Source organism: Hafnia paralvei ATCC 29927 (assembly GCF_001655005.1).
In the GTDB taxonomy this organism is placed as follows: Bacteria; Pseudomonadota; Gammaproteobacteria; order Enterobacterales; family Enterobacteriaceae; genus Hafnia; species Hafnia paralvei.
Map to the genome: position 1 here is coordinate 44968 of NZ_LXET01000029.1, position 20477 is coordinate 65444.

At 47.5% G+C, this 20477-nt stretch carries 17 protein-coding genes; 8 read left to right on the forward strand and 9 right to left on the reverse strand.

Going from position 1 to position 20477, the window contains the following annotated elements; translation table 11 throughout:
- The first annotated feature begins 2 nt into the window (after nt 1–2).
- On the forward strand, nt 3–1340 hold the full coding sequence (gntU, locus tag M988_RS07980; RefSeq protein ID WP_008813783.1) for a gluconate transporter: 1338 nt from the start codon (nt 3–5) through the stop codon (nt 1338–1340).
- 78 nt (nt 1341–1418) lie between these two features.
- On the opposite strand, the gene M988_RS07985 is transcribed toward gntU, so the two are convergent.
- Nucleotides 1419–2267, reverse strand: coding sequence for a DUF817 domain-containing protein (locus M988_RS07985; RefSeq protein WP_064573608.1), 849 nt, complete (start codon nt 2265–2267; stop codon nt 1419–1421).
- A gap of 303 nt (nt 2268–2570) precedes the next feature.
- On the opposite strand from M988_RS07985, the gene M988_RS07990 reads away from it, so the two are divergent.
- Complete coding sequence (locus M988_RS07990; RefSeq protein WP_008813781.1) at nt 2571–3806, forward strand: MFS transporter; 1236 nt, start codon at nt 2571–2573, stop codon at nt 3804–3806.
- Nucleotides 3807–3976: 170 nt separating this feature from the next.
- On the forward strand, nt 3977–4624 hold the full coding sequence (locus M988_RS07995) for a DsbA family protein (protein ID WP_064573611.1): 648 nt from the start codon (nt 3977–3979) through the stop codon (nt 4622–4624).
- Nucleotides 4625–4702: 78 nt separating this feature from the next.
- Here M988_RS07995 and M988_RS08000 read toward each other — a convergent pair whose 3' ends face one another.
- The 4 genes from M988_RS08000 to M988_RS08015 all read right to left on the reverse strand — a co-directional run bounded on the left by M988_RS08000 (nt 4703) and on the right by M988_RS08015 (nt 9384).
- Entirely contained in the window at nt 4703–5368 is a 666-nt protein-coding gene (locus M988_RS08000) for a DedA family protein (protein WP_008813779.1), read from the reverse strand.
- A 364-nt stretch (nt 5369–5732) separates the two neighbouring features.
- Nucleotides 5733–7253 (reverse strand): peptide MFS transporter, encoded by a 1521-nt coding sequence (locus M988_RS08005; protein ID WP_008813778.1) that lies wholly within the window; start codon nt 7251–7253, stop codon nt 5733–5735.
- A 543-nt stretch (nt 7254–7796) separates the two neighbouring features.
- Nucleotides 7797–8231: a DoxX family protein gene (locus tag M988_RS08010; protein WP_064573612.1), complete on the reverse strand. Its 435-nt coding sequence runs from the start codon at nt 8229–8231 to the stop codon at nt 7797–7799.
- Nucleotides 8232–8505: 274 nt separating this feature from the next.
- On the reverse strand, nt 8506–9384 hold the full coding sequence (locus M988_RS08015; protein WP_064573614.1) for an MBL fold metallo-hydrolase: 879 nt from the start codon (nt 9382–9384) through the stop codon (nt 8506–8508).
- A 128-nt stretch (nt 9385–9512) separates the two neighbouring features.
- Between M988_RS08015 and M988_RS08020 the strand changes: the two genes are divergently transcribed.
- Entirely contained in the window at nt 9513–10409 is an 897-nt protein-coding gene (locus M988_RS08020) for a LysR family transcriptional regulator (RefSeq protein ID WP_064573616.1), read from the forward strand.
- On the opposite strand, the gene M988_RS08025 is transcribed toward M988_RS08020, so the two are convergent.
- The gene (locus M988_RS08025; RefSeq protein WP_064573618.1) at nt 10350–11324 is read right to left on the reverse strand and encodes a DMT family transporter; all 975 of its coding nucleotides are present in this window, start codon (nt 11322–11324) and stop codon (nt 10350–10352) included. The two genes, M988_RS08020 and M988_RS08025, sit on opposite strands and share 60 nt — an antisense overlap.
- A gap of 141 nt (nt 11325–11465) precedes the next feature.
- On the opposite strand from M988_RS08025, the gene M988_RS08030 reads away from it, so the two are divergent.
- Both M988_RS08030 and trhO read left to right on the forward strand, forming a co-directional pair.
- Complete coding sequence (locus M988_RS08030; RefSeq protein WP_064573620.1) at nt 11466–12026, forward strand: helix-turn-helix domain-containing protein; 561 nt, start codon at nt 11466–11468, stop codon at nt 12024–12026.
- A 217-nt stretch (nt 12027–12243) separates the two neighbouring features.
- Nucleotides 12244–13293 carry an oxygen-dependent tRNA uridine(34) hydroxylase TrhO gene (trhO, locus tag M988_RS08035; protein WP_064573622.1) on the forward strand — a complete coding sequence of 350 codons (1050 nt, stop codon included), beginning with the start codon at nt 12244–12246 and terminating at the stop codon, nt 13291–13293.
- A gap of 4 nt (nt 13294–13297) precedes the next feature.
- Here the strand turns inward: trhO and pdxR are convergent, their stop codons facing one another.
- On the reverse strand, nt 13298–14770 hold the full coding sequence (gene pdxR, locus M988_RS08040) for a MocR-like pyridoxine biosynthesis transcription factor PdxR (protein WP_008813771.1): 1473 nt from the start codon (nt 14768–14770) through the stop codon (nt 13298–13300).
- Nucleotides 14771–15056: 286 nt separating this feature from the next.
- Between pdxR and M988_RS08045 the strand changes: the two genes are divergently transcribed.
- Nucleotides 15057–16103, forward strand: a complete 1047-nt coding sequence (locus M988_RS08045; protein ID WP_039186400.1) for an AI-2E family transporter — start codon at nt 15057–15059, stop codon at nt 16101–16103.
- Between the two features lie 746 nt (nt 16104–16849).
- Nucleotides 16850–18391: a glycine betaine/L-proline transporter ProP gene (gene proP, locus M988_RS08050; protein WP_008813769.1), complete on the forward strand. Its 1542-nt coding sequence runs from the start codon at nt 16850–16852 to the stop codon at nt 18389–18391.
- Nucleotides 18392–18500: 109 nt separating this feature from the next.
- Here the strand turns inward: proP and M988_RS08055 are convergent, their stop codons facing one another.
- Nucleotides 18501–19127: a LuxR C-terminal-related transcriptional regulator gene (locus M988_RS08055; protein WP_039186403.1), complete on the reverse strand. Its 627-nt coding sequence runs from the start codon at nt 19125–19127 to the stop codon at nt 18501–18503.
- Nucleotides 19128–19302: 175 nt separating this feature from the next.
- Nucleotides 19303–20415 carry an N-methyl-L-tryptophan oxidase gene (gene solA / locus M988_RS08060; protein WP_064573624.1) on the reverse strand — a complete coding sequence of 371 codons (1113 nt, stop codon included), beginning with the start codon at nt 20413–20415 and terminating at the stop codon, nt 19303–19305.
- Nucleotides 20416–20477: the final 62 nt, after the last annotated feature.

A 20477-nucleotide genomic window follows, 5' to 3' on the forward strand; every position in this document is an offset into this window, starting at 1 on the left:
CTGTGGATACCATGACTCTCGTCGGCACCGCTGTCGGCTCTGTATTGCTATTACTCTTTTTAGTCATGAAAGCACGGTTGCATGCTTTTGTGGCACTGATGCTGGTCTCTATTGGTGCTGGTATTTTCTCAGGCATGCCATTGAGCAAAATTACTCAGGCTATGCAGGATGGTATGGGGGGCACCCTTGGCTTCCTGACTATCGTTGTCGCGCTAGGCGCAATGTTTGGCAAAATTCTGCATGAAACAGGGGCGCTGGATCAAATCGCCGCTCATCTGCTGAAAAGCTTTGGCGAAAAACGCGCTCACTATGCGCTAGGGATTGCGGGTTTAGTCTGTGCACTACCGCTGTTTTTCGATGTCGCCATTGTATTGCTGATTGGCGTGGTCTTTGCCGTAGCGCGTCGCACTAACGGTAACGTTGTCAAAATGGCGATCCCACTGTTTGCTGGCGTGGCCAGCGCTGCCGCGTTCTTGCTGCCTGGCCCCGTACCGATGTTGCTGGCGGCTCAGATGAATGCGGATTTTGGCTGGATGATTGCTATCGGTTTAGTGGCTGCTATTTTGGGGATGCTGCTAGCGGGTCCATTGTTTGGTAACTTCATTAGCAAACATGTTAGCTGGCCAATGCCAGAGGAAGAGAATGCGCCAGTACTGGATAAGTCCAATATGCCGTCGTTTGGTCTTAGCCTGATACTGGTGCTATGTCCGCTGGTGTTAGTCGGGATGAAAACCATTGGAGCGCGATTTGTTACACCGAATACCTCTTTGTATGATTGGTTAGAATTTATCGGCCATCCATTTACTGCGATTCTGATTGCCTGCCTCATTGTCATCTACGGATTGGCAAAGCCACGCGGCATGAGCAAAGAACAGATCATGTCTATTTGCTCGGCAGCCATTCAGCCGGCGGGGATCATATTGCTGATGACCGGTGCGGGCGGTGTATTTAAGCAGATCCTAGTCGATTCAGGCGTAGGCCCTGCGCTGGGGGATGCGCTGATTGGCGCGGGTTTGCCAATCGCAGTTGCCTGTTTTGTATTATCTGCCGCAGTGCGTGTGATCCAAGGTTCTGCCACTGTGGCATGTTTAACGACCGTGGGATTGGTCCTGCCAGTCACTGCTCAACTGGGGTTAAACGGGGGACAACTGGCGGCATTGGCGATTTGTATCGCTGGTGGGTCAATTGTGCTTAGCCATGTGAACGATGCCGGTTTCTGGCTATTCGGGAAATTTACCGGAGCCAACGAACTGCAAACGCTAAAAACATGGACCGTGATGGAGACCATTTTGGGAACCGTGGGCGGTATTGTCGGGATGATGGCCTTTACGCTGTTCTAATGGTCAGATTTTGATAAAAAGCCCACGGGGGAAACGCCGTGGGCTTTTTTGTCTCTGGTATCTGCTTCGAATCATGGGCTATTGGGCGATATGGATACGTCGCTTAATATTTTTCAGAAAGGTGGTAATCGTAAACGTCATGATAACGAGCAGCGCCCATGAACTCCATTTGCCGACGTGTACGGCCGACCATGCACCTAATTGATTAGGATATTTCCAGATCCCAAAGAAAGTGCTGATGTTTTCCGCTAGCCAAATGAAAAATCCAATGAGAATGAAGGCCAACAACAGTGGCATTTTACGTTCGCGATCGTAAGGTGTGAAAATCACCGTGCTACGAGCATAAATGCCTAATATAAAAGCCGTAATGTACCAGCGATAGTCACCGATATAGTGATGAGTGAAGAAGTTTATATAGATCAGTATCGCAACGCAGGTGCTGTAAAAATAGGGCGGGTGGTGACGAACTTTCAGATCGAATAGGCGCCATGACTGAATGATAAAGCTACCTACCGAGGCATACATAAAACCGGCAAACAGAGGAACACCAAACAGTTTGGTATAAGCAAAATCGGGATAGCTCCATGACTGTATGCTACCGGACGTTTTAAATACCTCGAGCGCAAATCCTACCATGTGAAAAAGAGTGATCGCTTTTAGCTCATCCCAGGTTTCTAACTTACTGGCGACCATCCATAGCTGAATAAAAATAGCGATAATAAATAAGAGATCGTAGCGAGCAATATGGAGAAAACCAGCGCGTGGCACAGAGAAAACGGCGATAAAAAATAGGCCGACAAATAGACAGGCGCGCGCTTCTTTCAGTCCAAAATACCAAAACTCAGTACAGAATCGACGTATTCCGGTGAGCTCAGGCGCATTTCGCTGGCGGAGCAAATGTTGATCGAGTAACGAGAATGGCGACATGGATGTCCTTATATCATTGGCCATTTTTAGGGGAGAAATCTTAACCTGACCATATTGCTACGTCATGGGATTCTCGCGAGATACTCAGCTTAATAACGTAATTCAGAATTAAGCTGCACTACCTGCCATCGCAGGCACATCGACCACAACAACACAGAACCGCAAATTCAACGAAAAATTAACAAAATAGTAGAAGCTAATAGGTAGCTTCGGTATTCTGCTCACCTTATTTATAATGTGACCTAAATCACTATTTCTGTCATGAACGGTGACACGAATATTTTTCTGATATCAGGGGCCGATATGTCAACATCATCATTGCCACCGACACCATCACCGGTGGCGCATCGCCGCGGCGCTGAAATTGCATTGGCCGTTGGCGGTTTCGGGATCGGCACCGGCGAATTTGCCATTATGGGATTGTTGCCTAATGTCGCTAAAGATCTGGCGATTTCGATCCCTCAGGCCGGACACGTCATCAGTATTTACGCTCTGGGAGTGGTGATTGGTGCGCCAGTCATCGCTACGCTCGCGGCGCGTCTGTCGCGTAGAACGCTGCTGTTACTGTTAATGGTGCTCTTCGCTGTGGGAAATATTGCCAGCGCGCTGAGTTCTAGCTATGGCAACCTGATGGTGTTCCGTTTTATTAGTGGGTTACCGCATGGTGCGTATTTTGGCGTGGCGTCGCTGGTGGCGGCTTCGATGGCAGGCGTCGGGCAGAGAGCTAAAGCCGTAGGGCGGGTCATGCTTGGGCTGACGCTGGCCACATTGCTAGGCTCACCGCTTGCAACATGGATTGGTCAACTGATGGGATGGCGAGCGGCTTTTGTGATGGTTGGGGTTATCGGTGCTCTGACCGCGCTTCTGGTTATGCTGTGGTTGCCGAAAGATCGCGTGGAGGAAGGGGCGAGCCCGCTGCGTGAATTGGGGGCTTTGAAGCGTAAGCAAGTCTGGCTCACGCTAGGTATTGCCGCTGTTGGATCGGGTGGACTATTTGCGGTGTTTAGCTATATCGCGCCGACACTGATTCATCAAACGGGAATGTCGCCATCTAGCGTGCCTTTAGTGCTGATTATTTTTGGTGTCGGTATGATTTTAGGCAATATTTTCGGTTCGCGTCTGGCAGATCGTTCACTGATGGGCACCATAGTCGGCGTGTTGATCTGGAATGTGGTTATCCTCACCACTTTCTATTGGGTCGCTGATATTGCTTGGGCAACGGTGCTGGTTGTGCTGCTCACCGGTGGTAGCTTTGCGTTGGTGCCTGCCTTGCAAACGCGCTTAATGGATGTTGCGGAAGATGCTCAAACGTTGGCTGCGGCGTTGAATCATTCGGCGTTTAATATCGCCAACGCGTTAGGCGCATGGTTGGGCGGTGTAAGCATTGCCGCAGGATTTGGCTGGTCTTCGACAGGTTGGGTAGGTGCAGGCCTCGCCGCTGGGGGGATACTGTTGTTTCTGTGGTCTTACTACTCAGATCCTGACATTAAACCTAAAAAATCGCGACGAAATAAAAGTATCCGTAGCATCGAACTTTAACGTTATTTATGGGTTAAACGACGGCGAATTCTGGTAGCAGGTGGCAACTCTATGATTTTGAGCCAGACTATAAATTATTCGCATGTCGAATATTGGCTGCATCACAAGCATCCATAATAGCTATTGCAGTACCCATGGTGCTATGAGCTGAACAACATCAAGGAGTCCGAATGAAGACCCGAGAACTTGTTTACCTTTTTGATCCCCTTTGTGGCTGGTGTTATGGCGCGTCGCCAAGAATTAGCCAACTGATAGACGATCCCGATTTTCACGTCACTTTCCGCCCGACAGGTTTGTTTGCTCGCGAAGGCGCTAGAGAGTTGACACCCGAGTTTGCTCAATATGCGTGGCAAAATGATATGCGTATTGAATCGGCAACTGGACAAGTATTTAGTGAAGCCTATCGTGAAAATGTGCTGAATCAAGGTGGCGTGTTTGATTCTTTCTCTGCCACGTTAGCATTGATAGCCGCCGAACTCAGCGAGCCTGAGCGCGTTTTCGCCGTGTTGAAAACGTTACAGCGAGCACGTTATGTTGAGGGCTTAGATAATTCCAGCAGTCAGGGAGTGGTTGAAATCCTAGAACGTGAGGGGTTTGAAACAGAAGCCTTGGCCGTTTCTCGACCAACAGAAGCATTATTACGCCGCTATGAGCATTGTTTGCGTGATACTCAGCGTTTATTGGACCGACATAATGTGAAGGGTGTTCCTGCTCTGGTCGTGGTTGGTGCCCAGGGAGAGCGTTTACTGCCTTCAGGTAAGCTCTTCACATCTTATGAGGAACTGAAGGCGGAACTGCTGCGATTCGAAAAGCTTTGATTCAGGCTGTTCTGCGGTTATCACAGTCCTGTAAGGTCAGTTTGAGGGCTTACAGGACTGTATCCATAACGTATTGATTTATTGCGCAGTGGTCTGACGTTTTCTACGTACAACCATCACAATGGTTCCCACCAATCCGCTAATGAGCAAAATGATAGGTAAAATCATCAAACAGGTCATGACCTGATCTTCGTGGCGTTTGACGAACGGAATATAGCTGATGGCTAAGCCAACCCCTGTCACAGAACAAACCCATAGCAATGCACTTAGCCAGTTAAATACCTGAAAACGGGCGTTCTTGAGCCCCGATAAACCCGCGATAGTAGGCAAAATCGTCCGTACAAAAGCCAAGAAGCGACCAACAAGCAGCGCAACCAAGCCGTGCTTATGGAACATGTGATAGGCACGCTGATGGTAATGCGCAGGTAACTGTACCAGCCATCCTTGTACCAGCTTAGTGTCACCTAACCAACGCCCTTGAATGTAACTCATCCAGCAGCCGAGGCTTGACGCAATAATCAGAACGCTGATGGTGGGAAAGAAAGGTAGAACACCTTTGGCGATTAACGCGCCGGCTAGTAATAGCAGGCTATCACCGGGTAAAAATGCTGCAGGAAGAAGCCCATTTTCCAATAACAGCGTGGTGAATAAAATACCGTAAATCGCCCATATCATTTTAGGGTCGCTTAGCACGGTGAAGTCCTGGGCCCACAGAGCGTGCAGGATCTCTTTAATTACTTCCATTACTCTACCTTTATGACTGCGTACGCTATGTGATCAAAGTGTACTTGGAAAAACCGAGCTCATGGGGTCATTGTAATCTAAATGCCACGAAGTTTCGGAGATACCGCTCATCAATTTACTGCTTATTGATAGTTTAATTGGCAAATAGGCTTATTTTTCAAATGGGGGGTTCCCGTAACGTTCTTTTGAAAAATGATTCACCTGCTTTTCTTGTATTTTACCATGTTTTTAGTATGACAAATGTAAATCTAGCGCAAAATGGATGGCGGTATGTGTCAGGTCTTCATCCCTAAATAACAGAAAAGGCACCCAGTAGGGTGCCTTAAGTGCGTTATTTTATTTGATGGGAGTAGAGGTGATTGGTTTAGATTTCCGCATTTTGCATCATACGGCGCATCGGTTTGATCAGCAGCGCCAGAACCACGGCACAAATCACCAATGCAATAGAGCAACGCGCAAACAGATCTGGCAGCATGTCGAGTTGGTCGGCTTTCACCTGCCCACCAATCAAGCCCGCGGCTAAGTTACCTAATGAGCTTGCGCAGAACCAGAGTCCCATCACCTGTCCGCGCATGCGGTCGGGTGCCAGTAAAGTCATGGTTGCCAGTCCAATTGGGCTTAGACACAGTTCACCCAACGTTAACAGTAGAATACTTCCCACTAACCAGAATGGCGAAACGGCTTCACTGGTTGCCAGTACATCTTGCGCAGCTAAAATCATGATGCCGAAACCTGCTGCGGCAAACAGGATGCCGATAACAAATTTTACCATGCTGCTTGGCTGCATTTTGCGGCGACCCAGCGCAGGCCATAACCAGCTAAACAGCGGAGCTAAGATGATAATAAACAGCGCATTCAGAGACTGGAACCAAACGGTTGGGATTTCAAAATCACCAAACTGACGTTGGGTATAGTCGTTGGCAAACAGGTTGAATGAGGTCGGTTTTTGTTCAAACGCTGACCAGAAGAACGCGGCGGAAACCAAAAGAATAAAGCAAACCAGCAAGCGAACGCGCTCTTCGGAGGCCAAGCCGGCAAAGGCAAACAGATAAACAAAGTACAGGGTCACCGAAGCGGCAATCACATAAACCATGACGCTGGCGATCAACACAGGATTGATAGGGATAATGCCGTAAGACAGCAGACCGATCAGTACAATCGCGCCGACGGCCAACAGTGAAATCCAGCGGCCTACGTTTTTACGTTCAACGACAGCGTGATTCCAACTGGAGTCTAAACCAACTTCGCGATCGTAACGACGCATAGAAGGCACTGCGAAGAAACGGAAGATCAGCAATGCCACCAGCATTCCCAGACCACCGATACCAAAGCCCCAGTGCCAGCCTTTTTCGCCGACCAGCAAACCGGTGACCAATGGCGCCAAAAATGACCCTAGGTTAATGCCCATGTAAAACAGCGAGAATCCGCCATCGCGACGGGAATCGCCATCTTTATACAGGGTGCCAACCATGACGGAAATACAGGTTTTAAATAGACCGGTACCAAGAACAATCAACAGCAGGCCGATAAAGAACAGGGTATTGCCCCATAGCGCGGATAGCGCAATGGCTAAGTGACCGAGAGCAATCAGAATCGAACCATACCAAACGGCTCGGCGCTGTCCTAGCCAGTTATCAGCCAGCCATCCACCGGGCAGAGCGGCAAGATACATGCTACCGGCAAAAATACCGACGATAGCAGAAGCCTGCTCGCGTGGAATGCCCATTCCGCCTTCGAAAACGCTGGCGGCCATGAATAAGATCAGAAGGGGACGAATACCGTAGAAAGAGAATCGTTCCCACATCTCGGTGAAGAACAGCGAACCGAGTGGATAGGGATGACCGAGGAAAGTACGGCCTTGCTGAGTATTATCAGAGGATTGCATGTTGTATTCCCATTAACTATACGCAAAGAACGAGAGCGTATGATTGATAACTTAAAATCTAAATATTTAACTTCTTGTATTTATAGCATTTATTAATGAACAATCAGGCTTTTGCCATGTTATTCGTATATTCATTAATAATGCGGGATTTGGAAACTAACATAGATTTGCACGCGAGGTCATCTTTTTATCATCAAAATCGTTGTTTTGTGAACAGTTATTTGGTTTTTTGTAACGAAAATGAGGTGTTAAGCAGGGTAAACATCGACGATTGTGAGGTTTTGTTGATGTTAGTCGCTAAGAATCGTTGTCATCGCCATAGCATGTTTTTAATCAAGACATCAGCCTGCTGGTTAAATACTCTGAGCAATGGAGTGGTGGTGTGATTTTATATCGCGTAGTCGACAGTGGTGGGATAAATGGGGAGTTTAGTTTTTATAGCAAGTTTCACGTGCATGGTGCTTAATGAAACTTGCCGTAGCTAATTCATTCTTGGTGATTGAATCAAGAGTGAAAGTGTTATTTCTAGCGGCGTGTTTTCCGTTATCTCAGCGCTTCATTACGCATAATTGAGTAGCGCCCGCACCCCAATAACATAACGACAATGCCGCCCATAAAGTACAGCATTTCATTTTCCAGTCCCCATGCGCCGACATCGGTCAAGGTAAAGAACTTACCTGTGCCCACCATGAGAGTGGCGACTAGTAAGTTGATGGCATAAATCAACGCGGCAGGGCGAGTGAATAGCCCTAAAATGATCAGAATAGGCGTCACGATCTCACCAATAAACACGCCATAGGCGATAAAACCGGGTAAGCCTTGTTCTTGTAGCATGGTTGAAATCCAACCAATGCCATGCTCAATTTTCGCGACGCCATGGAATAACATGAGTAGGCCAAAAGTGAGCCGTAGCAATAGCTTGCCGCCGTCCTGATGATCGGTTAAACGTGTAAAAGACTGATTTAATGAAGTGATCATTGCTACATCCTTAGTAGGCAGGGCATTTATCTGCACGAATAGAAAAAGTATTGGGTAAATAGAGTGTAATGCTTGTCAGGTAAGCCCGATTTTAGGGGAAGTACACCGATGGGGTCGTAGCGGCGAAACCGTCGGAGTGCCCTGCGGTGTACTAGCCCGTGTATCTCGATCTCTTAAATGAACAGCATGAGTCAATCGTGTGGGGATTATCGGGCCATTAAGGCCCGTAAGTAATTAGATAATCTTGATGAAAAACATCAAATTATCTGTCTAATTACCACTTCATTTCACCGGTATTCACTTTGGCACTGAGATCTAAGCTTTCAGCATCTTTGAGCGTCGGATAAGCCTTTTTCATTTCGTTAATGACAGCCTGACTGTTTTTGTTGGTGCTGAGCACCTGCTCAAATTTTTTCAGATAGTCACGACTAAAGACGATAGCGGCATCGCCTTTTGGTGCGGTTCCTAAATAGTGACCAGGAACGACGGTTTCAGGATGAAGTGCCTGCATGCGGTCTAAGGCCATAATCCAATTTTCACGCGAAGCTTTGGTTTGCGTATCCGCGGTCCAGATATGCTGATTAGCTGAAACGAGCACACCGCCCACGATGGCTTTCAGCGATGGGATCCACACATAGGTACGATCTGGGGAAGCGCTATCAAGATCTTTGATAATCAGTTTTTGGCCTTCAAGCACAATCTCATTGCCTGGTAACACCTCGGGGGTGATGATTTTCGCTGGAGCCTGATCTTTCATCAAAGGACCCCAGTATTGCAGCTTGGCCTGTTGGGTGGTTTTGATATGCGCTACCGTGGGCTGAGTTGCTACTACTTTAGCCTGTGGATAGGCCGCCAGCAGGGTATCTAGACCAAAATAGAAATCAGGATCTCCGTGGCTGATATAAATCGTAGTCAGCGTTTTGCCACTTTTCTTAATCATGTTGATCAGAGCATTAGCATCTTTTTTCTCAAATTGTGCATCAATCAGCACCGCTTCCTTGTCGCCGGTAATGAGCTCTGATGAGACGGGGAATAGGCTGGTAGCACCGGGATTATAGACCGAAATTTCAAGCGGCTTTGCCTGAGTAGCAAAAGCGGCTCCTGCGAGAATAAGTGACAAAACCAGCGGTTTAACTGCGATGATTGGTTGCATAATGACAGGCCTTTATTATTAATGTGAGTTATTACTGTTTGGCAGTATATTCAGCATTTGGCGAAAGAAATACGTCAGAATAGTAGACATACTGTTAACCAAATCGAGCAAATTGAAGGGAGAGGGACATGGATCGACTCAGCGCGATGCGGGTTTTTGTTTGTGTCGTTGAGCAAGGCAGTTTGAGCCGCGCTGCAGAAAAGCTGAATCTGTCACGTGCGATGGTTTCCCGCTATCTGGCTGATTTGGAAAAGTGGATTGGTGGACGTTTGTTACACCGTACGACTCGCAGCCAAAGCTTAACAAGCGCCGGAGAAGAGGTTCTCGCTCGCTGTCAGGCACTGTTATTGCTGAGTGATGAGATTGAACAGATCGTTGATAATAAACAGCAAATTCCGCGAGGGTTGCTGCGAATAACGAGCAGCCAATCACTGATTCAAGCTTTTCTTACGGATGCTGTATGTGACTATTTAACGTCCAATTCGGCGGCGCAAATTGACATTTGCCGACAGGAAAAAACGCTTAATTTGGTTGATGAACGAATTGATCTCGCTATTCGCATCACGAACCAGCTCGATTCAAATCTCATAGCTCGTCGTTTAGGCACCTGCTATTCCGTGATGTGTGCGTCGCCTAACTATGCGGAGCGGCATCCTTTGCCTCAAAAAATAGAGCAGTTGAGTAAGCATAACTGCCTAACACATGAGCACTATTCCCATCATCAATGGGGGTTCACATATCATGGGAACTCGGTAGTGGTCCCCGTGAGCGGTAACCTCAGTGCCAACTGCGCAACGGTACTCACGTCGGCTACGCTACGAGGATTTGGTATTAGTTTGCTGCCGCGTTATTTAGTTAATCAATTGCTAGAAGAGGGGCAACTACTGGAAGTGTTACCTGATTATCAGCCTGAAACGTTGGGCATATATGGCGTTTATACGTCGCGCCAATTTATGCCCACGACATTACGTGTGTTCCTCGATTTTCTGGTTAGCCGTTTTGCGTCTGACCCGCGTTTTGCCTGATCCGCGCGTGGACGCCAGACTATGTGCAATCATGCCTAAAATGACTAACGTGATACCGAGTAACGATATCGGTGCAGGCAGTGCAGCACCAAGAAAAATCATTTCGCCAAGTAGGGTGAATAGCACTTCTCCAGACTGAGTCGCTTCAACGGCGGCCAGTTGAGTGGGGTCATTGCGCACAATGTTCGTGGCGGCAAAAAAGAGCAGGGTGCCAATCACGCCAGAAAAGAGAGCGACCAGAACCGATTGTTCGACTTGAGTCGTGGAAGGCCATCCTACGCGTTGGTAAGCAACGAGCGAGAGCAGCAGCCAAAACGGCAGACTGGCGAGCGTCATGTTCAAAACACGCTGTAAGGTATCCACGTTGTAATGGCAGATATTCATCATCTTACGATTGCCTAGTGGATATAAAAATGCGGCGACAAGTACGGGAACCAGCCCTGCTACAGCCTGAAATACGCTGATATGCTCAGCCTGCTGCCATAGCATCAGGGCAATACCAAGAAGGATCAGCAGCGACCAGCGTAGTCCATACCACGGGATTTTGTGTCGAGGCTCACCTTTCACACCAAGCCATGGAACCAGCAGCGATCCCGCGATGATGGTGAACTGCCACGTTCCGGCGACTAACCAGCCTGGTCCATAGGTGCTGGCGAGGGTAATTAGGGCATAAAACAGGCCGAACCCTAAGGTGCTCCACAACAGGTAAGTGCCAATATTCTGCGACAAATGACTGAGACTTTGGCGCAGTTGGCCACGCAATGCGACTAAAACGAATAGCATGGGCGCCATAAACCAAAAGCGCAGACTCGCGCTCCACATCCAGTCACCACCGCCAATTTCCATTGCGCGATTTAGTATAAAGGTGAACGCGAAAAATAGGGAGGCGATCACGCCGTACACAATAGCCTGCATTAAGGTGTCCGAATTATTTATTTGAGACGATTGGTGACATGCGCGTACTGAGCTACAATTTCACCGGACATGTGCGCTATAACGCACAAGGTCAAAGATTAGCACTGTGCGTTATAACGCACAAACAAAAAAGAGAACCTCATGACCGATCTTTCCCTCCATATTGGACAAACTTTGCGTGACCTGCGTCAGCAGCGGGGATGGAGCTTAGACAAGACCGCACAGGCGACAGGTGTGAGTAAAGCGATGCTCGGGCAGATTGAACGCGGAGAATCTAGTCCTACGGTGGTGACGCTGTGGCGTATCTCCAGTGGTTTACAAGCTTCATTCAGTGAGTTTTTACCCAAACAGTTAACCGACGCGGAACCTGCAAGCCTTCATCATGAGGATGAAGCGATTACCGCCCAGACGCTGCTTGGCTATGATGTCCAACTCGGCTATGAGGTGCTGCTGATTACGCTACAGGCAGGTTACACCCATAACTCCTATGCGCATGATAAAGGCGTCGTGGAAGATATTTTAATGATTGAAGGTGAGGTGGAAGTACAAGTAGAAGGAACCTGGCATAGCGTTACCGTTTCCAAGCCTTTACGCTTCTGCGCCGAGCAGACTCACAGCTATCGCAATCGTGGTTCAGCGGTCGCAAAATTCCATAACATTGTGCATTATTCACAGCCCACTAAGATGCAGCGTGAAGTCTGACGGGCAACTATTTTAGATAACCACACACTCTGTCGGTGGAATATTCATCAATGAATATCCATAATCGCCGCCCTACACGATTTCTGCTCGTTATATCTAAAATAGTCAGAGTGGCATCAGACCTGCAAATGCGTGGGCTCGGAGGCTGCGACCAGTATGGCGGGATAACGTTAGCCAGATTCACCTGCAACGCCAAATATAAAAGGAAATGGACACCATGCCAGTGTTACATAACCAAATCTCAAATCAGGAACTGAAAGCCCGCATGCTGGCTGAGACGGAACCACGCACCACGGTTTCATTTTACAAATATTGCCGTATCGACGACCCGCAACGTTTTCGTGATGCGCTGTATATCACTTTTCGTGAGCTCAGCGTTTTTGGGCGAATTTATATTGCCCAAGAAGGCATAAACGCGCAGATTTCGGTGCCAGCTAGCCGTTATGAATCCATGAAGGCAGCCTTATATCAGGCTCATCCCGATTTTGACGGCCTACGAATGAATGTGGCGCTAGATGACGATGGAAAATCGTTCTGGGTGCTACGTATGAAGGTGCGCGAGCGTATCGTAGCCGATGGTATAGACGACCCAAGTTTTGATGCGACAAACGTGGGACAATATCTCAACGCAGCAGAAGTCAACGCCATGTTGGACGATCCTGATGCCGTTTTTGTGGATATGCGTAACCACTATGAATATGAAGTCGGCCATTTTACTGACGCTATGGAAGTTCCATCAGATACTTTCCGCGAGCAACTCCCGATGGCGGTGGACATGCTTCAGCAGGATAAAGACAAGAAGATTGTTATGTATTGCACGGGAGGTATCCGCTGTGAAAAAGCCAGCGCATACATGCGACATAACGGCTTTAACAACGTTTATCATGTGGAAGGCGGGATCATAGAATACACGCGACGTGCGCGTGAGCAGGGGCTACCGCTGAAGTTTATCGGCAAGAATTTCGTTTTTGACGAGCGCATGGGCGAGCGTATTACCGACGACGTAATATCGCATTGTCACCAGTGCGGTACTCCGTGTGACACGCACACCAACTGTTTAAACGACGGCTGCCATTTACTGTTTATTCAGTGCCCAGTCTGTGCCGAGAAATACAGCGGCTGCTGTAGCCCCGAGTGTCAGGAAGAAAGTGTGTTGCCGATAGAAGAGCAGCGCGCTCGTCGCGCAGGGCGTGAAAACGGCAATATGATTTTTAATAAATCACGCCACAAACCGCTGCGTCTTCGTATTCCCAACCGCGACGAATAATCAATCAAGCTTTGCCGGAGGACGAGATCCCCAGTTCCCGGCAGGCTTTGCCGATGATTTCGAGTGCCAACCGAATATGTCCCTGCGACAGTGCGCTGAAGCCAAACAACATCAGTGTATCTTGATTTTCAGCCAGATAGGCATTCTCGGAACCGTTACACATGCTGCCTAAGGTGTCGAAACGCACCCCCTCATGTAGGCAGCGCTCACGTAGCTGACTCACGGTATCAGCAGATAGCGCGGTTTTTAAGGTGATATGTAAACCTGAAGAGATGCCGAGCAACTTCGCTTGCGGAAAAAGCGTCATTAGACCTTCACACAATAGTTTTTGCCGCGCGCCGTATTCAATTTCCAGCTTACGCAAATGGCGGTGGTAGCCTTGATCATGCATGAAATCAGCCAAAAATTGCTGATACAGCCAGCTTGCGCCGTGATTCCACAGCGCTTTTAAATTCAGAATGGGCTCCACCAAGCGCTCAGGACACACCATGAAACCAATTCGCATTCCTGGCCCCAACGTCTTTGAGAAGCTGCTGAGATAAATCACGTTATTGGCATTTTCTAGCGATTTAAGTGCGGGCAGTGGCTGAGTCCCATAAAGAAACGTGGTGTCATAGTCGTCTTCAATCACGTACGCATTGGAACGTCGCGACCATTCGAGTAGTGTTTTTCGTCGTTCGAGCGGTAACGTTCCTCCCACGGGGTACTGGTGAGAGGGGGTTACATAGGCGAGCGCACATTGCTGATTTGGTAAGCGCTCTGTTTGTAGGCCAAAGTCATCAACGGGAATGGCGTGCCTGTGTGGTGTACAGCTACTGAACAAATTCCATGCGCCGGAATAGCAGGGGGATTCAACCGCAATATGCTCCTGCGGCGTTAGCAACGTGCGCGCGACTAAGGCGAGTCCTTCTTGAACGCCATTAGTAATGATGATGTGGTCAGGGTCAGTATGAATACCACGTGCATTCGCCAGATACTTCACCAACTCTTGGCGTAAAGACATCAGGCCTGCAGGGGGGTGGTAGCGCGTCATCAAAAGATGTTTGCTGCGTGACGCCTTATTATTCCAACTGCGCCAGCGCTGCCACGGAAATGAAGATTCATCTGGATTTCCTAGACTGAAGAACATCGGGCTATCGACGTCTACATAGGTGTCTGGAGCCTGAGTCTGCAAGACGCTTGGCGGATGATCTAAATCACTCTGCGGTGTTTTTATCTCGGGCAGCTCAACGCGAGAAGAGCGAATGACGTTATAGCCAACGCCTGGGCGGCTGGCGATAAAACCTTCGAGCACCAGTTTTTCATATACAGCGGTAATCGTGTTGCGCGAAACCTGTAACTTCTCTCCGAGTTCTCGAATGGATGGCAGTCGTTCTCCATTGGTTAACACTCCGTTGTGCAGCGCCGTATGAATTTGCTGATAAATCTGTTTTTGCAGCGACAATGAGTCGTGGCGATCGAGGTTAAACGACAGCATTCGGAATCCGGATCAAAGAGAGTAAAAACGCCAGTATACGTGATTTTAGTAAGTTGAATGGGATAACCATCAATATGTTGATACTAAATACATTATAATCAATTAATTACTTACCAATGCATCTCATTCGCTGAGCTTGTTTACCTATATTGGTCATGAGAAGCTTTCTTGCGATAATCTATAACGAGTTAGGGTTTCTGAATAGAGACAGCTGGCAAAAAATATTGGGTTAGCAAGATTGGGGGCGGAACGCGCCGATCAGGATGCATTTATACAAGGAAATACTATGTCCCGAACTGTACTGAGCGCTCAGGGGACGCGTATCGCGATTATGGCTTCAGCCTTAGTCATTATTTTGGCCGGCGTTCGCGCCGCATCAGAGATTATTGTGCCATTTCTTCTGGCATTGTTTCTGGCCATCATTCTCAACCCGCTAGTAAAAATTTTAATGAAGCTACGCCTGCCTCGTTCCGCCGCGGTGGGACTGGTGTTGGTCATCATTATTCTAGGTTTGACGCTAATGATTGGCATGTTGGGAGCATCGCTGAATGACTTTAGCCGAACCTTGCCACAATATCGTGGAATGCTCGCCAGCAAATTGGTGGCTTTGCAGCATATTGCTGAGCGATTAAATTTAAACTTTTCAGCTGTAGAGTTGGCGAACCATTTCGATCCCGGCGTGGTGATGAATATGGCGACACGAATAGTTACGCAGCTATCGGGCGCCATGTCGAGCCTGTTTCTGTTGCTGATGACCGTGGTGTTTATGCTGATGGAAGTTCCTCATTTGCCCTATAAATTGCGCAAATCCCTATCAAACGCCGATGCAGGGATGGGGAGTATTCAGCGTGCGCTCGACGGTGTAACGCAGTATCTGGCGCTCAAAACGGGGATCAGCCTGATTACGGGGGTAGTGGTATGGCTCATGCTGCATCTGATGGGCATTCGTTTTGCCATGATGTGGGGGGTTTTAGCCTTTGTTCTCAACTATATTCCGAATATTGGGTCGGTGATTGCCGCTATTCCACCGGTTATTCAAGCGCTGTTGTTTAACAGTTTTGGTGATGCAGTCATGGTGGCTTCAGGGTATATCGCCATCAATATGGTGTTTGGCAATATTCTGGAGCCACGAGTCATGGGGCGTGGTTTGGGGTTATCGACGCTAGTGGTATTTCTATCATTGATATTTTGGGGGTGGCTGCTGGGTCCGATAGGCATGTTGCTTTCAGTACCGCTAACTATTGTGGTGAAAATTCTTCTGGAGCTGACTCCGGTTGGCTCTCGGTTTGCCGTTTTACTGGGGGAAGGTATTGACGAGAGGAAAGCATCTTAGACATTCGCTGTTCTGCTTGCCCCCTTCTATTCGTGAAGGGGAGACGGCAAAACGGCGGTTTTAAGCGTAGAAAAGGTAAATATCTAACAGGAGTAGCAAAAGCGAAATAAAAGACCAGATGGCTACGAACATTGTTAATAATCATCTGAATTAATTTGTCAAACATGAGTGCTACTCAAAAATGTCGTTGCGGAAATTATAAATTTTTATATTTCAAATCACAATGTGACACGGATATTTATCATCACTTTTTTGTGACTATTTTGAACGGTATTTTTGCTTGATAAAGTTGTCATTTTTTGTCAATTCGTCCTGCCATTATCCTCAGAAAAAGAGGCATATTTCTTACTGAAATTAGCGTGTGATTTACCGTTTTTTATGCTTTATAAATGGCGATGATTTTATTTTAATTAACTGAAATATATAGATATTAATCTGAATCGGCTAGATTGGTAACGTCAGGAAATTAGTGGTGAGTTATCTTAGACAAAAAGTCAAAAACTTGACCAATGTCACTAAAATGTGTCAATATAAAGATATGTAAAGACCAAGCAAGAAATAAAAAAACAGCTAAGGAGCGATAATTAATACAATAATTTCACGGGTAAAATTAACGAGTTTTCGTTAACGCTGCTGCATAGATCTCGCCTCACGCTGCGATCCTTAAATGTGATTAAGCCGTAATTACGGGGACGCGAAATCTATGGTGCTGCTGAGAATTAATTTAATGCACATCAAGGGTAACTATGACTGATCCTAAAGATACACTCGTATCCAATTCGCGAGAGAATAGCGCGCAACCACATTCTTCACATCTCGCTTTCTGGCGTAAAAACCAGAAGACAAATCAAAAACCAGAAATGACCGTCGATGATATCACTATCGTAGACCGCAGCATGCTCAAGCGCGCTGTTGGCGCAGCTGCGTTAGGTAATGCTATGGAGTGGTTCGATTTTGGTGTGTACAGCTTTTTAGCCGTCACCATCGGTAAAGTCTTTTTCCCAAGCGGAAGTCCCGCGGCACAGTTGATTGCGACTTTCGCCGCCTTTGCTGCGGCATTTTTAGTTCGTCCATTGGGCGGAATGGTCTTTGGTCCCTTAGGCGATAGAATCGGTCGTCAGAAGGTGCTGGCCTTCACCATGATTATGATGGCGGTAGGGACATTCTGTATCGGCCTCATCCCTAGCTATGAAAGTATTGGTATTGCGGCGCCTATATTGCTGCTGGTTGCTCGTTTGGTTCAAGGCTTTTCGACCGGCGGTGAGTATGGTGGTGCGGCGACCTTTATCGCGGAATACTCCACGGACAAACGCCGCGGATTTATGGGGAGCTGGTTAGAGTTTGGCACCTTTGGCGGTTATTTGCTTGGTGCGATGTTGGTCACGGGTTTAACCGCGGCGATGCCAGAGGAAACCTTGCTTGCTTGGGGCTGGAGAATTCCGTTCTTTATTGCCGCACCTTTGGGACTATTTGGCCTTTATATCCGCCTGAAGCTGGAGGAAACACCAGCGTTCCAAAAACATATGGAAAAGCAGGAAGCTATCGAAGAGAGCAAGCCAAAAATGGGCTTGTTCGAAATGATGGGAACCTACTGGCAGCAGATGCTGAAATGTATCGGCCTAGTGCTGTTGTTTAACGTTTCAAACTATATGCTGACGTCCTATATGCCGAGTTACTTAACCGGCGTGTTAGGCCTGAGTGAATTGAGTGGCCTGATGCTGATTATGGTGGTGATGTTTATCATGATGCCGCTGACGTTACTGTGGGGGCACTGGAACGATCGGTTAGGACGTAAACCGGTGATTATGTTTGGTGCGCTTGGTTTGATTGTACTGGCTATTCCATCGTTGATGCTGATTGGTACTGGCAGTATGTGGGCGGTGTTCGCTGGCCTCATGATTTTAGGCGTATTGCATACCTGCTTTAGTGGGACGATGCCATCGGCACTGCCTGCGTTGTTCACTACACAAACACGCTATAGCGCGTTGGCCGTCGGCTTTAATATCTCCGTCTCTTTGTTTGGCGGTACTACGCCGCTGATTACCTCATGGTTGGTGTCTACCACGGGTAATCATCTGGTACCTGCTTACTATTTGATGGGGGCTGGTGTGATTGGTGCGATCACGGTGATGTTTATGCGAGAAACCGCACGTAAACCGCTACGCGGCTCGGCTCCTGCCGTTGCCACGAAGGCTGAGGCTAAGGCACTGATCCATAAGCTACGCTTACGCCGTCAGCGAAAAGAGCATGACCTTGTTCTACAAAATAACCAAAGTACTGTAAATTAATGCATTGCATTATTTAATTGTTGTATAAATAAGTATGCAATAATTTACATCACGATATAAACGAGTTTGATATAAGAAAGCCCGATTGTTCGGGCTTTTTAAGTTTGAATTAAGCTGTCGTTATTCTTGCTGGTGCTGGAAAAATAACATACTTGATAACGTTATAGAGATAGCAAAACTCAAGACGATTTCTAACATGCATCTTTTCGGTAATATGTTGCTTGTGAACATAAACTGTGCGACTGCATATATTGAGTCTACGTGCAATTTTATAGTTAGGCATTTCCTCCATCCAATATTGGATGATAGAGGATTCTCGTTCAGTGAGCACAGGGTAATCGCCAAAATATTGCTGTAACGTTTTTTGCAGGTTAGGCTTAAGGTGAAGGTCTGACAGGGTGACTAGTAACGGGATTAAGTTTTGTTTATTAATGATATAGACATGACTGTCTAGTATCACGGGTCTGGCGCTGTTCGGATACTCGGTATCGATGTATATGAATATTTTAGCCGAAGAGAACTGGGTGAAAAAATGGAGTAACGTTGAGTCCTGCCCATTAATTCGACAATAATCTGTCAGATTTACCAGAATAACATCGGGGTTAGGCATATCATTTTGTTCGGAAGCATCAATGACTGAATTCACATGGTGAATATTTATAGCGGGCGCTTCTGAAAAAAAACAAGAAATACCTATTCGTGTGTAGAGACATTTGTCTACAATTAATACGTTCATTCATCATCCTTGAAAATAACGTGTTATGTCGAGCACTAATGTTTATATAATCAAATCCCTTATAACTTAGTGGTTTTAAACCGTGGTTGTCAATTTAAAAATAACAATCTGACTGGATATCGATGAATTTCATTAATACTTGCCCGCATAGGCATGCGGGCAGATAGGCAATAAATTAGAAACGATTAAGTTTGAACGCGGAAAGATCATACGGAACCGGTTTCCCAGCAGCCTGTAGTGCGATAACTTCGCCGAGAACGGTAGCGAATTTGAAACCATGACCGCTTAAACCCGTCACAACGCTGATTTGAGGGGCGTCTGGCAGAGTATCGATAATGAAATCTTCATCGGGTGAAACATCGTAAGTACAGACCTCACCATGCAAACAAACGCCGACACCAGGTAAGAATCGGCGTAAAAAGCCGAAAACTTCGCTACCATCCTGAGGATTTGAACCGAACGGACGTCGTTGTTCAGGTCCACTGAGCGGTTGGCCGCCGTTGTGTTTACCGAGCTTCAATCCATCGTTGTTGAATGGGAAACCATAGAACTGATCTCCATCGGGAGTTTCAACGGTAAACGCGGGGAATTTATTGTTCTCGCTATAGCGCCCATCAGCCTGATACCAAGAAAAAACCTTACGCACCGGCGTCATAGGAAGTTCAGGTAGCAATGTTTTTGCCCATGTTCCCGCTGTTACTGCGACCCGCGCTGCGCTGAATTCACCCTCGGCGGTAGAGATTTTAACGCCGTCCTGCTCAGGGGTAATGGCAGTCACCGGACAGTTAAAATGCAATGTCGCTCCCGCCTCAGCCGCTTTCTCATTCAATAGTCCAACGGCTAATTCTGATTTCAGATATCCCGCGTTGGATTCTAATATGCCGATGTAGTCATCGGGGACACTCCATTCTGGCCAGCGTTGTTGTAGCTGGCTGGCGTTCATTTTTTCAACATTGAGCTGATAGTGCGTCGCACTGTTTTCTACGTTACGCATGAATTCAGATGTAGCAGGGCCGATGTTAAGTACACCGCTACGATGGAAAAGTTGGACGGCGGACACGTCCTCCAGTTTCTCCCAAAGCTGCTGTGCGCGAAGCACTAATGGAACGTATTTCTCACCTTCACCATAGGCGTGACGGATAATACGAGTATCACCATGATGGCTACCATGACGATGGGGCGGGGTATGGCTATCGAGCATGAGGACGTTGAGGCCGGACATAGCGGCATAATAGCCGGCTGCTGCACCGACAGAGCCACAGCCAATGATAGCTAAATCGTACTTCATAGGGGATCCTCCGTGTCATGGCTTTTTCCATGATTGCGCCATTATTGTTCGAAACCAGTATT

Coding starts and splice junctions, on each gene's coding strand:
- M988_RS07985 (WP_064573608.1), bottom strand. CDS start 2,267: ATGTCGCCATTCTCGTTACTCGATCAACATTTGCTCCGCCAGCGAAAT.
- M988_RS07990 (WP_008813781.1), top strand. CDS start 2,571: ATGTCAACATCATCATTGCCACCGACACCATCACCGGTGGCGCATCGC.
- M988_RS07995 (WP_064573611.1), top strand. CDS start 3,977: ATGAAGACCCGAGAACTTGTTTACCTTTTTGATCCCCTTTGTGGCTGG.
- M988_RS08000 (WP_008813779.1), bottom strand. CDS start 5,368: ATGGAAGTAATTAAAGAGATCCTGCACGCTCTGTGGGCCCAGGACTTC.
- M988_RS08005 (WP_008813778.1), bottom strand. CDS start 7,253: ATGCAATCCTCTGATAATACTCAGCAAGGCCGTACTTTCCTCGGTCAT.
- M988_RS08010 (WP_064573612.1), bottom strand. CDS start 8,231: ATGATCACTTCATTAAATCAGTCTTTTACACGTTTAACCGATCATCAG.
- M988_RS08015 (WP_064573614.1), bottom strand. CDS start 9,384: ATGCAACCAATCATCGCAGTTAAACCGCTGGTTTTGTCACTTATTCTC.
- M988_RS08020 (WP_064573616.1), top strand. CDS start 9,513: ATGGATCGACTCAGCGCGATGCGGGTTTTTGTTTGTGTCGTTGAGCAA.
- M988_RS08025 (WP_064573618.1), bottom strand. CDS start 11,324: ATGCAGGCTATTGTGTACGGCGTGATCGCCTCCCTATTTTTCGCGTTC.
- M988_RS08030 (WP_064573620.1), top strand. CDS start 11,466: ATGACCGATCTTTCCCTCCATATTGGACAAACTTTGCGTGACCTGCGT.
- trhO (WP_064573622.1), top strand. CDS start 12,244: ATGCCAGTGTTACATAACCAAATCTCAAATCAGGAACTGAAAGCCCGC.
- pdxR (WP_008813771.1), bottom strand. CDS start 14,770: ATGCTGTCGTTTAACCTCGATCGCCACGACTCATTGTCGCTGCAAAAA.
- M988_RS08045 (WP_039186400.1), top strand. CDS start 15,057: ATGTCCCGAACTGTACTGAGCGCTCAGGGGACGCGTATCGCGATTATG.
- proP (WP_008813769.1), top strand. CDS start 16,850: ATGACTGATCCTAAAGATACACTCGTATCCAATTCGCGAGAGAATAGC.
- M988_RS08055 (WP_039186403.1), bottom strand. CDS start 19,127: ATGAACGTATTAATTGTAGACAAATGTCTCTACACACGAATAGGTATT.
- solA (WP_064573624.1), bottom strand. CDS start 20,415: ATGAAGTACGATTTAGCTATCATTGGCTGTGGCTCTGTCGGTGCAGCA.